The sequence below is a fragment of the Vibrio sp. Isolate33 genome (assembly GCF_022397895.1).
GTDB classification, from domain to species: Bacteria; Pseudomonadota; Gammaproteobacteria; order Enterobacterales; family Vibrionaceae; genus Vibrio; species Vibrio pomeroyi.
This window is the reverse complement of sequence record NZ_JAKEUP010000018.1, coordinates 25,590-41,561: the sequence shown is the minus strand read 5'-3', so window position 1 is coordinate 41,561 and position 15,972 is coordinate 25,590. Positions and strand designations below refer to the sequence as shown.

Genomic DNA, 15,972 nt, shown 5'->3' with positions numbered 1-15,972 from the left:
AACAACGTGGAAGCAGAAGTCAGCGGCAATAAATATCTCGCTACCGAACAACATATTAAGGCTCAGATCGATAAGGGGCTCTTTCACCCAGACGATCGACTCCCCTCGATCCGCCAGTTAAGTGAACAATTAGGTGTCAGCAAAAATACCGTGATTCGAGCCTATCAAGAATTGGAAGCTACGGGTTGGGTGTACTCGGTTCCCAAGTCGGGTTATCGCGTTAAAGCACCCAACACCACAAGTTGGGATGCGCCCAGCCAACCTCAAAAAGTTGACCTCTTATCTGTCACCAAGTCGGTACTTTCTCGTCCAAAAGGTCGTATGAAGCTACTTGCGGGCTCTGCTCACCCGAACATTAACAATCCCGCTATTCGGAGCTTGTATGCCGAGATCGGTCGCCATAGTCGTTTGCAAACTCAACTTCCCGGTTATTACCAATTGCCCCCCGGAGACGAGCAATTAGTAAAGCAATTGTTAAAGATCACCCATGATCTGAGCGTACCTGCAGGATCGAAAGAGATTGCGATAACTCACGGTGCACAACAGGCGATCAGCTTAGCGTTACGAGCGTTAACCAAACCGGGTGACATCGTGGCAGTAGAGTCTCCGTGTTACTTTGGCAACTTATTGTTACTTGAGTCACTGGGTTTACAAGCCCTTGAAATACCAAGCAGTGTTAGCCACGGAATCGATATTCCTTCACTACAAAACGCTTTAGATAAATGGGAAGTAAAAACGCTGCTGCTGACACCAAACTTTACCAACCCGACAGGCTCAAGAATGCCTTTAGCCAATCGAAAAGCGCTTCTGGAAATAACCGGATCTTTGCCGATTATCGAAGATGATGTGTTCGGTAGCCTAGCGTTTGACGCACCGATTGCGAGCTTAAAAGAACTGGATGACCAAGACCGAGTCATCTACGTGAACTCACTATCCAAGACTTTGGACTCTCGCCTTCGTGTCGGTTGGCTGCTTTCGGGGCGTTATCAACCCTTGGTCGAGAAGTATCTGCTATGCGATAACATGGGCAGCTCAAACCTCATGCAATCTGCGGTCGGTCAATTTCTCACAACGGGCAAATACCGCAGCCATTTATCCAAAATGAAACGGCTCTATCAAACCAATCAAAAACAGTTCCAAAGCCTATTAATACAAGCATTAGATAGTTACCCGCATCTTGTTGGGCGCTATCACTTATCAAAGCCAGAAGGCTCATTTCTCAACTGGATAACGCTCCCAGAATCGGTCGACAGTTATGCGGTCTATCAAGATTGCTTGAAACATAAACTAGGCATTTTACCCGGCACCGTTTTTGGCACTCATGATCAATACAAACACTGCCTGCGCTTCACCGTTGCCAACATCGAAGAGAGCAAAGATTGGAAAGAAGGGATAGTGACGTTGGCTAAGTTGATCGCTAAGCATGCACGTTAACTGCTTAGCCAAAACAAACTAGATCCTAAATACAACAAAGCCCCACTCAACCGAGCGGGGCTTTCTTCATTATTGCCTGTTACTTAATCAAAGGTGAATTAACCTTCCCAAGCAAACTGTTCGAATACTTTGTCTACAGGTGTTTTAGCAACGTGGTTTACGTAGTTACTGATTACTTTCTGTGACAGGCCAAGAATCACTTCTAATACTTGCTGTTGGCCGTAACCCGCTGCGAAGAATGCTTCCATTTCGTTTGCTGGCACATTGCCGCGATTACGAACCATGCTTAGTGTGAAGTCGTGCAGAGCTTGCAGCTTTTCTGTTGGCATTGCGGTGCGATTACGCAGTGCTTCAGTGATCGCAGGATCAACCTTCATTGAGTGTGCAATGCCTGTGTGCGCAGGTACACAGTAGTGGCATTCGTGTTCAACGTTAATGGTTTGCCAAACAACCGTAAGCTCTTCGGCATCAAAAGATGAGTCGTTAAAAAGCTGATGAAGCTCTCTGTAGGCTTTCAAAGTATTTGGAGACTCGGCTAGCACACCAAACAACCCCGGTACTCTCCCCATCTGTTTTTTCGCGCCCTCAAGAATGAGTTTGCTTTGTTCTGGTGCTGACTCTACTGAGTGAATTTTGAAATTGCTCATCGTTCTATTCCTATCAATTCTGATTCTAAATTTTGTCATTTACGGAGGTTTAGTGACCGCTCTCCGTTGGTATGAAAACAATATAAACCAAAACAGAACGATCGTTCAAGTAATATTTTGAACAATCGTTCAAAATAAATATCGAGTAAGAAATTAATAAGGGGAATAGACTATTTAAAATCGAGTTATTGTTAACTTATCCTTTTGATTAAAAATAAAAAAAGCCCATCAAGTTAAACCTGATGGGCTTTCATTCATTAAGATTTTATTTTTTAGCGACTACCAGTATTTGGCGTGAGCCAAAGCTTCAACACAGCTCGACTGTTCGCTCGTCACTTTGATTTCACTGCCAGTCAGCGATTGAGCGATCCAACCGTGAGGGTAGCTCAACTCAAATGGCGCTGGGATTTGTTCAACAGTGATTGGTGCAAAGCCGACTTTTGAATAGTAGCTAGGATCACCATACGTCACTGCAAGTTCGATACCCTGTTCTTTTAGGTTCTCTAAGCCGAAGTTAATCAGCTTTTGACCGATCCCACGCTTTTGAACCTGTGTGATCACCGCTACTGGTGAAAGCAAGTACGCCTTGATTCCATCGTCAAATGAAAGTGGAGTAAAAATAATCGCACCCACAATCGTGCTGCCAGATTCAATAGAATCATCTTCCGCAACAAAGCAAAGTAGCTCTGTTGGAGCTGTGGTCGTTAAAAGATCGTTGGCAAGCTTACCCACAGTTTTACCTTCGTTCTCGCCTTCTGAATCAGTAAAGGTTTGAGTAAAAAGTTGAGTGATCGTTTCGATCTCGCTTGAATCATGTTGTCTAAATTTCATAGTGTTCTTCACTTACAGTACTTTCTTCAACACAAAAAAGTGATAGTCAAAATCACGCTTCGGTGAGCCTTCCATTAGTTTGCTGTTATTGAAGAATTGTTTAATTTCATTGTCGCAATCTGCGAGCGCTTTTGAGTTTGGTATCGTTGCTTTCAAAGACTCGACTTGCTTTTGCAAAGGCTGATAATAGGCAAGCCAACCTTCATCGCTCATCGCAAAGTCACCCAAGACTTGATACCCCGCCGCCTTAGCATGCTTGATACGTTCAGCTACCGTGGTCATATCTGGATACTCTTTTTGCCAGAACGCTTTGATTGATTCGATCGGGGCCTCCGTGTTCCAAACCAAATCATTCACAACCAAGATGCCATCATCGGTAAGTAGCTTCCGCCACTGTTTCAATGCCTTCTGGACACCCATGATGTAAGCGCTGCCTTCTGACCAGATCAAGTCGAACGACTTCGCTTCAAACGGCAAATCCATCATGCTTGCGCACACGGTTTGAACATTACTTTCTAAGCCAGATGCTTGTGCTTGCTGAGTTAGAATGTCCAAACTCGGTTGATCATTGTCGACCGCAATAATGTGTACATCAGCTTGGTGCTTTTTGATGGCTTTCGCTAACACATTGGTCGCGATGCCTTTGCCACAACCTATCTCAAGTACACGCTTTGCAGAAATAGGAACTTGTGCCAATGCCGCTAAAGTATCTTCAGCCGTTCCAGGTCCTAAACGATCTAAGCCCTCAAAGATAGCGCCAAAATCCGCCATGTATTGATCATGTTCATTCATGTCTCTCGATAACCACTTCAATCGCAGGGCTTGTTTCTCATCAAAACCCTGCTTAATTAACCAATCGAGGTGTGCATCTGGCGCAAGTTTATCCATCGACTCATGCCACTCTTCTAAACCACCTTCACCTAGCATTGCTGCTAGTAGGTCGCGTGATCGTTGCTTTTGAACGAGCTCTTCATCCAACTGCTTAAGGCGATTTTCTAGCAAGTTGCGTTCTATCTTTGCATCTAGACAAGCTTGGCACTCTTTGAGCGTCAGCCCACCCGCTTGTAACTGCTGCAACAAGCGAACACGCTGAAGATCCTTTTCAGAATAAAGGCGGTAGCCATTGCTCTGGCGTTGAGCTTCAATCAAGCCTAGCTTGCCGTAATACAGCAATGTGGAGCGACTCAGCCCAACTAATTCGGCCAGTTCAGAGATACGATACATGCACTTCCCCTCTCATTTCGGTAGCAAAGATAAACTATGAAGCTGTAGTCAGGTCAACAAACTTTTAGACATTTATTTTGTCTTTTCCTTCTTCGCCTTCAAATTGGTAAAGCTCTCTGAGCGTGTCTTTTAACCATAGAACTAGCGGGTTGTAGGCATTGCGTTTGTGCCAAATCATGGTGAATGGGATCAGCAGCTTATTGGCACTCTCTTCATCTAAAGGGATGGGTAAGCAGGTAAGATTGGGGTGAAGTTGCTCTGCATAACGTCGACAGTAATTGGGCGCAACCGTCGTCATGGTGTGATTAGACTGGGCGGCCATAAACAAAGACTGTTCAAAGCCTGCAAGAGTCAAGGCGATGTTTCGATCTAGTTGTAGGTCGGTGAGCACCTCATCCAGCGCCCACGTTTCGCTTTTATCCCACACGATATTGATATGAGGGTATTTGAGGAAAGCCTCAAGGTTCCACTCTTCCTGTAAGGCTGGATGATCTTTTCTGAGATACACCACTGGCATGTCGTGGAATAGCACCTCGAAATCGATAAAGTATGGCAGCGCGTCTAGAGACTCTTTCGATCGCGGGTGGCTTTCTCGCCCTGAAAATCCGATATCAGATTCACCACGCACGATAGAGTCTATTGAATCGTAATCCCAGTTGCGCATCTTGATCTTCGCATTTGGATAGCGTTGATACACGCTTTGCGTCAGTTCATTAAGCATGATTAACGACAGAGGGGATTCTGCCTCTAGATTCAATCGCACATCTTTCGGCGCATCGTCACCACGAGTCGTGAGAATTTGACTACCGATCTGTAGCCAGTCTTGAAGATCTTTCACCATACTTAGTGCAAGCGGTGTCGGCGTTAAACCTCTTGGTGTTTTCACAAACAAGGGATCATCGAACCAGTCTCGAAGCTTGGTCAGTGATTTACTCACCGTTGAAGGCGTAACGTTAAGCTTTTTGGCAGCTTTTGAAACACTCTGCTCTTGCAGCAGTAATTGCAGAGTGAACAACAGATTCAGATCAAGACGGGCTAGTGGCTTCTTCATAATCACTTTTAACTTGGGAAGGACCTACCCATAGTATTAGAGCAATACTGATAACTCCACCAGCAGCCAGTATAAATACCAACATATTCAATGCACTGAATCCGATAGCGCCCATCAACCAGATAAACAGTGCCGACGTGCACACCTGAGAAACGCCTAATATCGAGCTCGCGACACCTGCTCGTTGTGAATAACAGCTCAATGCTTGGCTCATCGCGACACCAAAACCTAGCGAGAAACCACCACACACAAAAGCGAAGCCTAGTAGGGTTACATAATGCCCTAACCCACCATCAATCGATGCAAGCAACAAAATAGCCGAAATCACAAAGCACGTTTGAGATGTCAACATCAGGCTTTTCTGCTTAAACACATTCAGTGCAAACGGCGCAGAGAACGATACCAACATACTGACTAATGCAGTGAGAGCCATGGTATAGGAGTATTGACCACGGTCGAAGCCAAGCTCTGTCATGATCAACATCGGAGAAACATTCACGTAAGTCAGAATCGCCGTCACGCCCAAACTGGTCATGACCACTCGGCTGATAAACAAGGGTTCTTTGAAGGTTTCGGCTGAAGTTGATTGAGATAAAGAAGCTTTTGTTACTGCCACGTCTTTGCCATTTGGCTTAGTTTCTCTTAGTACTAACACCGACAACAAACACACCACTACACCCATGCTCGTCATAGTCGTGAACAGGCTAGGCCAAGGATACACCGTCATGATGAGGTGACCGATAACAGGCGCAAGCACTGGCACGATGCAGGTAATGCCATTCATCATCGACAACACCTTGGCGCGCTTTTGGTCATCTAACACATCTCGCAAAATGGCGAACGCCACTACGTAACATGAACCCGCACCAACACCTTGGAAAAAACGCACCGCCAGAAACGGTTCCGCGCTAGTCACAATGCCACCTAACATTGAAGAGATAGCAAAGACAATCGCACCGAAAATCGCGACAGGCTTTCTTCCTATATTGTCGGCAAATTTACCGGCGAACAGCATGGTGGTTGCCATGCCCGCAAGATAGATAGAAAACGCCACATGGAGCTGCGCCTCCGAAGCATTTAAATCAGCGGCGATTTGAGGCAAACCAACCAAATACAAATCAATCGCCGTTGGATACAACAGAACAAACGCGAAACTACAAAACAGAAAACGATACATAACACCCCCACATAATTGGTGTGAGGATAATAAGAGCGAAACGCGAAACTACCGAGTGGCATCTACGACAACGGATCTTTCCATTTACGACAAACCCTCAGTATGTGGAAAAGGCGACAGATAACAATTAGCGAAATAAGCAAGGTTTTGACTCAATTCTGCTGAAATTAAGACAAAGATTTATCAGCTATAAACCGCTGCCTATTGATCGGCGATCAATTTACAAAAGTTATCAGAACGCTAAAACAAGTCGCCAAGTGAATACTTAAATCAACCACTCATATTCACCATAAATCCCTGTTTAAATTTTTTAGAAAAATTCAAAAATAATTAGAATTTAACCCCTAACTTTACTGAGTAATTTGTTAGGCTTGGCAACAAATATTTACAATCCAACTAAAAATTAATTGGATACTTTGAGGTTGCTTTCTTGAATATGAAATTATTCGGCAGTTCTTTGATTCTTTCAGGAACTGCATTAGGGGCTGGCATGCTTGCTATTCCCATGGTGTTGGCCCAATTTGGCTTCATGATCAGCTCAGTGCTGATGCTACTTATCTTTATCGGTACCACTTACTCTGCACTCCTACTGGCGGAAGCGTGTACCAAAACTAAAGACAACAGTGGCATGAGCAGTGTTGCTTACCTCACTCTGGGCAGCAAAGGTAAACACTTTATCAATGCACTCTTTTACCTGCTGTTAGTATGCATGCTCATCGCTTATATCTTGGGCGTGGGTGACATCATCCATAAGCTACTGCTCGATGTTGGCGTGAACATCTCTGCATCTGCTGCTTATACCGTTTTCAGCCTATTTATGGGTGTGATTGTGGTATCGGGTAAGTCTTATATCGATAAGTTGAACCGTGGCCTATTCATCATGATGGTGGTGATGCTGTTTATTGTTATCGCTTCTCTGTTTAGCAATATCCGTCTTGATTACCTAACTCAAACTAGCCAATACACGGCCAATGACGTGGTGCAGTACAGCGCGGTTATCTTTACCAGCTTTGCCTCTATGGTGGTGATCCCGTCACTGGTTATCTACAACCGTGAAGCGACTCAAAAGCAGATCCGCAATATGATTCTGTTAGGTTCAGTGATTCCGCTAGTATGCTACCTCACTTGGTTGTTCGCGATTATCGGAAACCTTGGCACAGACGCGATCAGCCAATTCCACAACATTTCAGAGCTAATCTCTGCGTTTAGCGGACAATCTGCTTGGTTGAAAGTGGTGATTGCTCTGTTCTCAGCACTGGCATTGGTGACCTCTTTCCTTGGCGTATCTATGGCGCTGTATGACCAAAACAAAGACGCTGTAACCAACAACAAGCTAATGGCTTATGCTCTGACCTTTGTACTGCCTTTAGTATTAGCAGAACTGTTTGCTAGCCAGTTCGTAAGCATGCTCGACTATGCAGGCATGGTGTTGGTGTTCCTAGCTATTTGGGGGCCACTCGCAATGGTAGTTAAGGTTCGTAGACCTGATTTCCCTCACCTACAAACTCAGGGCAGCTACACAGCAGCCGGCGGCGACACCGCACTAATGGCGACATTCGGTTTTGGCGCATTGATTTTCGTGTCTTGGTTTATGGGCTAGAGCTTATGGGTTAGCCCAAACATTGCTGATAAAAAAAGCCCGTGAATCTCAGGATTCACGGGTTTTTCAGTTTTTACTAAGGCAGCTCTAATCGAACTGCCTTTGGCTTTTTTATAAGACTAGCTCTTAAACGTACTAGCGATCTCTTTCAATGAAGCCGCCAGTTCAGCTTGCTCTTTGGCTGTTGCTGCTATTTGAGTTGCGCCAGTGGTCGACTCTGTCGATTTCTGCTCAACGGCCATCACGTTTTGCGCGATGTCTTGAGTCACAACCGCTTGCTCTTCTGTAGCCGTAGCGATCTGTTCCGTCATACTGAAGATCTCGCTTATCGCTGCTGAGATGCTTTGCAAAGTGTGCTCAACCTCTTTTGAATCTTCTACCGCTTTTGATGACATCTTCTTACTGTTATCAATCACATTGAAGGCTGTTTGCACATCAGACTGTAGCGAGCTGATAAAGCCTTCAATTTCCAATGTCGATTCTTGTGTGCGCTGAGCCAGTGTACGAACTTCATCGGCAACGACCGCAAATCCACGACCTTGCTCGCCCGCTCGCGCTGCTTCAATCGCCGCGTTCAATGCCAACAGGTTAGTTTGTTCTGCTACCGACTTAATCACATCAATCACACTGTTAATGTTGTTGCTGCTTTCGTGTAGATGCGTGATCTTTTCGGCTAGGTCATTAATTTCAGATGCCAGCTTTTCGATAGAGTGGTAAGAATTTTGAACCGTGCTCAAACCTTCTTGCGACTGCTCATCGACCAGTTTAGCTGAGCTTGCTGTCTGCTGAGTTTTCGCGGCCACTTCATTTACCGTTGCTGATAACTCTTCTGTCGCCGTCGCAACCAAGCCAATTTGATCTTGTTGTTGAACCAAGGTGTTCGAGTTGTAGTGACAAGTTTGCGAGGTTTCTTCAGCGGCTGAAGCCAAAGTCAGACTCGACTGAGACAAGTTGTCGATAACGTTTGAAAACTTCTCTAACGTTTCGTTGAGTGCCGAAGAGATCTGTCCAAGCTCGCTGTTACCAACGTACTTAGCACGAACCGTTAGATCATTGTCATTACGAACTTTAGACAACATTACTGTCAGGTCTTTCACTCTCATCGTCAGGTCACTGATCGCCTTAAAGCTGACGAAGGTTGCGAACAACGTAATCAAAGCAAACAAACCAATACTCATCATCATCGCAGACTGTGCCTGTGACATTTTTTTCTCAGTCAGCGCAATCAGTGATTCTGCTAGGTGGTTTTCTGTTTTCTTTAGCTGAACAATACGAGCAGTAGATTGAGAGAACCAGTACACAGGGTCGACATCAAAGCCGCTCATCTTAGATTCAGCCAAACTACGAAGCTTTTCTACTTCTGCCACAGAGCGGTCATTTAGCTGTTGCTCAAAGAAACGCACGTTGGCTGAGTTGCTCAACACTTCAAAGTTAGAAAAGTAGGTATTTTGCTCTGTCACCAAAGAGATGAATTTCACCAGCATACCTGGGCCAAATTCATTTTTAGAAAAGGTGTTATTTAGGACAGCACGCTCGATACCCGCTCGCTCTTTACCTTGTAAGAAGTTGTAGTAAGCGATGGTTTCAGTAGTGATGGTGACATCAGAACTTAATTCAGCAATCAACGCCGATACGCTAAGTAACTTTGCATTCAGTTGGGTATAGTAACCCAAAGCCTCAGAAAGTGGGATAGATTGAGAATCCACTCGATTTCGAATCGTCGTTATCTGATTAAGGCTTTGGCTTATCTCTGTGTTCAGGCGGCTAATCTGTGGCAGATTGATATTGGCAGACTGCCAGTAATCGTTTCTTTCATTACGTCGGTTGTCGGCATTGGTTCTCTGCGCGGCTAATTCACTGACAAACTTGGTTCCTTGAGAGCCAATAAAGCCAGCTGTCATGCCTCGCTCTTTTTGTAACTCATGCACTAACTCACTGTACACAACCGAAAGGCGTGTCAGTTGATTCAATGAGGACATTTCAGTCTTTGTTTCTACGCCTTTGGATATCGCAGAAACACTGAGCCAGAGAAACCCTAAGATCGGTAAAATAAGCAAAGCGATGATTTTTTGCTTAAAAGACATATCGGTTAATTTCATTTTTATTTCCTAGCGGCTAACGAATCTTTATCTGTCGTGTAATTAGACACACTTCTAAAACGGTGTACCTTTACTGAGATCATAATAATATTTAGTTTATCAATTACCGTGCCATATTGGACGACAATCGATAACGCTAGCATTTAACCTTACAGAATTCATTGACTTATTTATAAAACTGTTAGCTATGCAACTTTAGAAAACACAAAAAACGTGCAACAACATTTTTCCGGCGCAAGTGACTGAAAAATGACAGTTTTTAATAACCCTAAAGAGGTATGCTCGCACCTTTTTTCACCTCAGTTATCGCTACATATTCAGTGCCAACTATGTATAATGCCGGGCTCAAAAAGTTACGAATTCAATTAACGTAGAAGCATAATTAGAGGTTTTTATGGACTGTCCCGCTTGCGAAGAACACATTGGATGGGAATGGGTAGAAGAAGCAGCAATCGAACCTAATGAAGAATTCGATTGCCCAGAGTGCGAAGAAACGCTGATGTACACTATCGATGAAGGCACCTATTACGGCGCGCAACATAAAACCGTCGAAGTCGTCGACAACTAGCCCTTATCAGACTCGTGATTGAGCTGGGAAAAGTGATCACTTAAATGATGTTTTCCCACGCATGGCGCAATGGCATCACCTTCCATTGCGCTCAAGAAAAACTCCGCAGGTCCTACTCGACTTTCCGGTAGTCGTCTTATCACGCATAAAGCCAGTTTCCTGACCCAATCGGGAACATAAGTAATTCGCGCCGTTTTACCCTGAGATTGAAAAGCAAGCTCTGCTATTTGTGTTGCACTGAGGATATCTGGGCCACCTACATCTAACTCTTTTTCCGTATTAGACAGTGAAGCCAAGATAAATTCGGCTAGATCTATGCCATGAATTGCATTCAAACGAACATCCCCTGAACCAAAAAGATGCACCCTTCCCGACTTAGCCATGTTGTAGAACTCTTCGATGTCGGCAAAAAAACCATTCGGACGAATCACGGAAGGTGCTAATTGTACTGATGCCAGTAAACGCTGAGCAAAGCGCTCTTTTGCTTCAAGTAGACGCACATTTTTAATCACGTTCGCCCGAAATGCCGATACATAAACAAACTTCTTAACGCCTGCTCGCTCAGCTTCTTCCAACAAATTTAGGTTGGCTTGATAGTCGACATCCATGTAACTCAGCCCCTCTTTCTGACGTGTAATACCAACACAAGAGATGACGATATCCACTCCATCGCAGCACCCTTTTAGGCTCTCGGCATTGGTCACTTGTGCGATCTGAATTTGAGAGTCGTTCAGACCGAGATCCTTCAATTTATCAGCACTGCGAGCCTGCGCTTTGAAATCAGCATCATGCGCTTGGAGTGCTTCGATAAGATGGCGACCTAAGTATCCTGTCGCCCCAGCCACTAAGATTCGGCTTTTCGATTCATTCGTTACGTTCATTTATAGATAACCCCATTTATCAAAAAAAGCCTCATTGATTAAACAGCTTCGTTTTCCGGACGATAAGGCTCTTCTCGTAGAATGTGACTGATTAATAACTTCAAATAGAACACAGGTAAGAACCACTCTAAGCCGACAGGAGCTTCCACAACATAAAGCGATAAGATCAAGCTCAGTGTATACAGAATCAAAGCAACCGGACGTTGCAGATAGAGTGCAGTTTTCAGTATCAAGGCACACGCCAACATCATATAACCACCGGTCACTACCACCCACATCAGGTTCATATCCAAAAACAACCAACTGAATACTGTTAACTGAATGAAGTGGATAGCGATAAAGGTCATGTGCTGCTTAAAGCCTTCACCTTCTCTGTGAAACCAGCGCTTAGCACTTGATGTCGCGTTGGTGATCACGCCACCCAGCATGTCGATGGTTAACAGAACTGCTGCTAGGTATTGTCCCCAAGACCAGCCCAACTCTGCATGATTGGCATACGCAGCAATCAGCGCACCCGCTATGAACGGAATGTACAGTTGCAGGTTCTTCTCTGCTGATGTCGCACCCGGACCAATAAATTTATCTAGTCCGCCTAAGAAGCCCGCTCTGAATGGGGGCAGGTTCCAATCAATTCTCATAGTTACCTCGAATAATCGTCGTTTAATTTTTATTTAGAACACTTGGTCTTTTTAAATTAGATCGAAGTTTAACCACTGTAAAGAATTATTTTGACCACTTGGACTAATTTAAACTAAGATGACACTCATCAGCTGCATTAAGCTATTGCTTCAGTTGCCTAAATTGACTGAACCTTCAACCATTAAACTGCGAGGAAGACTCATGCCAAAGATCGTCGATCATGACCAAAGACGCGAAGAGATCGCACTGAAAGCCGCGGGTGTGTTTTTGGAGTTTGGTTATAAAGAGCTGGGAATGAGACAGCTGTGCTCACACCTCAACATGAGCAAAAGCGCGGTTTATCACTACTACAAAAGTAAAGATGAGCTGTTCAAGGCTGCGACCGAAGCGATTGTTCGACACGATAGCGGTAACCTCGCCGACTTGCCTCTAGCTGTGGATGCAACCACTGAGCAGAAGATTGAAAACTTCGTCCATATCTTTCAGGCCATCGAATCACGTCACTTCCAAGAAATGAAGTTGGTCTTTGATTACATTGATGTGATTGGTCAAGAAGCTGTGGCTGAAGATGCCAGCATCGCAATCGCCAACAATAAATATCAACAACTGCTCGCCCAATACATCGATGCCGAGAATGCGGTCGAGCTATATAGCATCCTCATCGGCCTGCTGACACACCAAACCTTATGTGGTGGAAAGCTTGAACCTGAGTATGTGCGTTCCGTGGTAAGCAAATACTTAGCCTAACCGGTCTCTCGAAAAGTAAGAACATAGCTAAACAGTATCAAAGGCTTAGTTACTTTAAGACGCTTAAGCAAGATCGATTGTCCTCAAGCGAATCTAATCACTGCTTTACTAGAACGAACGTTCAGCATAAAATATTGAACATATGTTCAGATTAATGAAGTAGATGTTATGGCTAAGACCGCGAAGTTCGATAGACAAGATGTAGTAGATAAAGCAACGAACCTGTATTGGGAAAAGGGCTTTCACGCGACATCTATGCGTAACCTGCAAGATGTGATTGATATGCGTCCGGGTAGCATCTACGCGACGTTTGGCAGCAAAGAAGGTCTGTTTAAAGAGACGCTTGCTCGCTATACCGAACTTGGCATTCTCAACCTGAACCGCTTTCGCAGCGAAACAGACTCTCCAATCAAAGCGCTCGAAAGCTTCGTCAAACGTGCTGTAGTCGAATCGAAACAAAGCTCGCCAAATGGCATGTGTATGCTGGCAAAAACGGTGGCTGAGCTGACTGATGAGCACGCCGAATTATTAGAAGAAGCGAAGAAATCACTGAAGATCATGGAAGGTGAATTCGCCAAGCTGATTTCAGAAGCTCAAGAGCTAGGTGAGATCAATAAAGAGCGCGAACCCGCTCAACTTGCTCGTCATGTTCAGGTTCAAATCGCAGGCCTGCGTACCTACGCGAAAACCTGCGACGATATCGATTTACTTAACTCTATGGTTGAAGACGTATTTAAGTATCATCCTTTCTAAAAGCTGAGCTTATCTACTTGAAAGCCATACAAAAAGACTCCACTGTTAGCCATAAGCTAGAGCGGAGTCTTTTTAGTTTTGAGCTAGTTAACTTTATAGATGATTAACTTTAAAGTTTAAGGGTTACACCTTTCTCATGATCAACGCTTGCGCATTAAGCATCGCCTCTTTGGTGCTGACATCTAACGTTTTGACGTTCGCAAAGCGCTCGACTTCTTTAATCGCTACATCGTGAGCGAAGATCACCAACCTCGCCCTTTCGATGTCTTTTGGTGTGATGCGATTACCAATCCCGTTAGCACCTTGTGTTTCGACTTTAATCCGAACCCCAAGATGATGCGCCGCTTTTTCCAGAGACTTCGCTGCGAGGAAAGTGTGGGCAACCCCTGACGGACAAGAAGTGATTGCGAGTACATCCGCTTGCCCTTCTTCCGTCACTGAACCACCAGCAAACTGGTTGGCACTCGCTTCACCTTCAACCACATTCTTTTTCAGCAGTATCACGATCAAAGCCGTGGTGAGCGCTCCCGCCAATGTGCCAATGATGTAGCCAATCTTGCCATCAACCACAGGCAAAACAATCCAGCCACCCCATGGTGCATGGTTGACCACATGGAACATGAAGCCAACCACATTACCGACAATGCCACCAGCCACGACTGCAGGTAGAACACGTGCAGGGTCGGCAGCAGCAAATGGAATCGCACCTTCACTGATGCCGATCATTCCCATGATCCCCGCGGCTTTGCCCGCTTCGCGTTCGTCGCGTTTAAACTTCTTCGGCGATATAAAAGTCGCGAGAGCCATGCCGAGTGGTGGCGTACAAATCGCAATGCCGACGCCTCCCATCAACCAAGGTTGGGTGTTCACTTGAGTTTGAGCAAACAGTGTAGCGACCTTGTTGATTGGACCGCCCATATCAAAGGCGGTCATCGCACCTAAAATACTGCCGAGCACCATTTTTCCGGAGCCTGCCATGCCAGTCAGCATTTGGTTCATCTCAAGCATCACTTGAGCTATCGGAGAGCCAATCACCCACATCACCGCACCGCAAGTGACAAAGGTACCGACGAGTGGATAGATGAAGATAGAGCTTAGTGAGATCATGCTGTCTGGCAGTTTGATCTTCTTGAGTAGATTCACCACAAAACCCGCAAAGAAGCCGACCACTATCGCCCCAAGAAAGCCTGTGTTGTATTGATTCACCGCAACCCAAGAACCAATCATACCGGGCGCTAAACCCGGCTTGTCGGCCATTGAGTAGGCGATATAACCGCCTAATACGGCAGTAAAGAGAGTTAAGCCTGCGATGCCCATCTGCGCGATGTCCGCCAGAACGCCACTCTCAGGCACAGCGCCATGACCCGACATCATCACCGACAAAGACAACAACACACCGCCCGCAACCACGAATGGGATCATGTGCGAAGTGCCGTATAACAGGTGTTCTTTGAGTCGATTGAGAGATTGTGCCCAAGGACTGAGCGGCTCAACATACACTTCATGATGGCTAGAAGCGTAGCTGTCGAACGAATCTGAATTGGCTTCGAGAAACAGCTCTTGAGCCTCCTCAACTGACTCGACCGCCTTTAATTTTGTAACAAAGCCATCTTCGATCAATTTGGTCGAGATCTGAGCCAGTACCTCGATATGATGGTCATCATTGTTGTCAGGTGAAGCGAGCATAAAGAACACATCAGACAGTTCACCGCCATCAGCACCATAATCAATGCCCGTTCGGCTGATGCCTACCGCCACAGCAGGCTTAGCTACAGCCGTACTTTTCGCATGTGGAATCGCAATACCATCATCAAAGCCCGTATTACCAATGGCCTCACGCTTCCAAATATCATCAAGGAATGCACTTTTATTAGAGAGCTTACCGGCACGGTCGAGCAGTTCGACAAGCTCTTCAAATACCGCCTGTTTAGAGTCTGCTTGTAGCTCCAAGCAGATAATCTCGGGCTCGATAATGTTGGTGATATCCATGGTCTATTCTGCCTCGTCTGATTTCAGACTGAAGTAATTAGGTCCTTCCGACCTAAATTAAAATTTCGATGTTAATAAGATGAAAAGATTAACGGTGTGAAGGCACTCAATATATAGGACGAAAGGTGCATTAACTGGATTATTGTAACCAAGAACTCAGAGTGTGACTTTCACCTTAGAATAAAAAACGGCAATCCATAAAATCCACAGAACCCATAAACAAATCGCCCCTCCTCTATGCGAGTTTTCCATACTGGATTTCCCACGCAAGATAGCTCTTACAAAATAGCTTGTGAAAGGTAGCTTATGTAACGTAACAGGGACGAGATTAA

14 protein-coding genes are annotated in these 15,972 nt (G+C 45.1%); 5 read left to right on the top strand and 9 right to left on the bottom strand.

What is annotated here, in order from left to right; genetic code table 11:
* The first annotated feature begins 6 nt into the window (after window positions 1–6).
* Window positions 7–1,434 carry a PLP-dependent aminotransferase family protein gene (locus tag L1D37_RS19760; protein ID WP_239848898.1) on the top strand — a complete coding sequence of 476 codons (1,428 nt, stop codon included), beginning with the start codon at window positions 7–9 and terminating at the stop codon, window positions 1,432–1,434.
* Between the two features lie 98 nt (window positions 1,435–1,532).
* Here the strand turns inward: L1D37_RS19760 and L1D37_RS19755 are convergent, their stop codons facing one another.
* The 5 genes from L1D37_RS19755 to L1D37_RS19735 form a co-directional block, all read right to left on the bottom strand.
* Entirely contained in the window at window positions 1,533–2,081 is a 549-nt protein-coding gene (locus L1D37_RS19755) for a carboxymuconolactone decarboxylase family protein (RefSeq protein ID WP_239848897.1), read from the bottom strand.
* A 279-nt stretch (window positions 2,082–2,360) separates the two neighbouring features.
* On the bottom strand, window positions 2,361–2,924 hold the full coding sequence (locus L1D37_RS19750) for an N-acetyltransferase (protein WP_239848896.1): 564 nt from the start codon (window positions 2,922–2,924) through the stop codon (window positions 2,361–2,363).
* Entirely contained in the window at window positions 2,925–4,136 is a 1,212-nt protein-coding gene (locus L1D37_RS19745; protein ID WP_239848895.1) for a MerR family transcriptional regulator, read from the bottom strand.
* A gap of 64 nt (window positions 4,137–4,200) precedes the next feature.
* Complete coding sequence (yidZ, locus tag L1D37_RS19740) at window positions 4,201–5,187, bottom strand: HTH-type transcriptional regulator YidZ (RefSeq protein ID WP_239848894.1); 987 nt, start codon at window positions 5,185–5,187, stop codon at window positions 4,201–4,203.
* Window positions 5,162–6,364 carry an MFS transporter gene (locus L1D37_RS19735; RefSeq protein WP_239848893.1) on the bottom strand — a complete coding sequence of 401 codons (1,203 nt, stop codon included), beginning with the start codon at window positions 6,362–6,364 and terminating at the stop codon, window positions 5,162–5,164. The genes yidZ and L1D37_RS19735 overlap by 26 nt, the downstream gene beginning before the upstream one ends.
* A gap of 436 nt (window positions 6,365–6,800) precedes the next feature.
* Between L1D37_RS19735 and L1D37_RS19730 the strand changes: the two genes are divergently transcribed.
* Window positions 6,801–7,964: an aromatic amino acid transport family protein gene (locus L1D37_RS19730; RefSeq protein ID WP_239848934.1), complete on the top strand. Its 1,164-nt coding sequence runs from the start codon at window positions 6,801–6,803 to the stop codon at window positions 7,962–7,964.
* A gap of 119 nt (window positions 7,965–8,083) precedes the next feature.
* Here the strand turns inward: L1D37_RS19730 and L1D37_RS19725 are convergent, their stop codons facing one another.
* Window positions 8,084–10,063 carry a methyl-accepting chemotaxis protein gene (locus tag L1D37_RS19725; RefSeq protein ID WP_239848892.1) on the bottom strand — a complete coding sequence of 660 codons (1,980 nt, stop codon included), beginning with the start codon at window positions 10,061–10,063 and terminating at the stop codon, window positions 8,084–8,086.
* A gap of 394 nt (window positions 10,064–10,457) precedes the next feature.
* On the opposite strand from L1D37_RS19725, the gene L1D37_RS19720 reads away from it, so the two are divergent.
* Window positions 10,458–10,631 carry a hypothetical protein gene (locus L1D37_RS19720; RefSeq protein ID WP_176678849.1) on the top strand — a complete coding sequence of 58 codons (174 nt, stop codon included), beginning with the start codon at window positions 10,458–10,460 and terminating at the stop codon, window positions 10,629–10,631.
* On the opposite strand, the gene L1D37_RS19715 is transcribed toward L1D37_RS19720, so the two are convergent.
* A complete protein-coding gene (locus L1D37_RS19715) occupies window positions 10,628–11,512 on the bottom strand; it encodes an SDR family oxidoreductase (RefSeq protein WP_239848891.1) in 885 nt (294 codons plus the stop codon). The genes L1D37_RS19720 and L1D37_RS19715 overlap by 4 nt on opposite strands.
* 38 nt (window positions 11,513–11,550) lie before the next feature.
* On the bottom strand, window positions 11,551–12,150 hold the full coding sequence (locus tag L1D37_RS19710) for a hypothetical protein (protein WP_239848890.1): 600 nt from the start codon (window positions 12,148–12,150) through the stop codon (window positions 11,551–11,553).
* A 202-nt stretch (window positions 12,151–12,352) separates the two neighbouring features.
* On the opposite strand from L1D37_RS19710, the gene L1D37_RS19705 reads away from it, so the two are divergent.
* Window positions 12,353–12,898, top strand: a complete 546-nt coding sequence (locus L1D37_RS19705) for a TetR/AcrR family transcriptional regulator (protein WP_239848889.1) — start codon at window positions 12,353–12,355, stop codon at window positions 12,896–12,898.
* Between the two features lie 168 nt (window positions 12,899–13,066).
* Window positions 13,067–13,651 (top strand): TetR/AcrR family transcriptional regulator, encoded by a 585-nt coding sequence (locus L1D37_RS19700; RefSeq protein WP_239848888.1) that lies wholly within the window; start codon window positions 13,067–13,069, stop codon window positions 13,649–13,651.
* A 123-nt stretch (window positions 13,652–13,774) separates the two neighbouring features.
* On the opposite strand, the gene L1D37_RS19695 is transcribed toward L1D37_RS19700, so the two are convergent.
* Complete coding sequence (locus tag L1D37_RS19695; RefSeq protein ID WP_239848887.1) at window positions 13,775–15,640, bottom strand: fructose-specific PTS transporter subunit EIIC; 1,866 nt, start codon at window positions 15,638–15,640, stop codon at window positions 13,775–13,777.
* Between the last annotated feature and the right edge of the window lie 332 nt (window positions 15,641–15,972).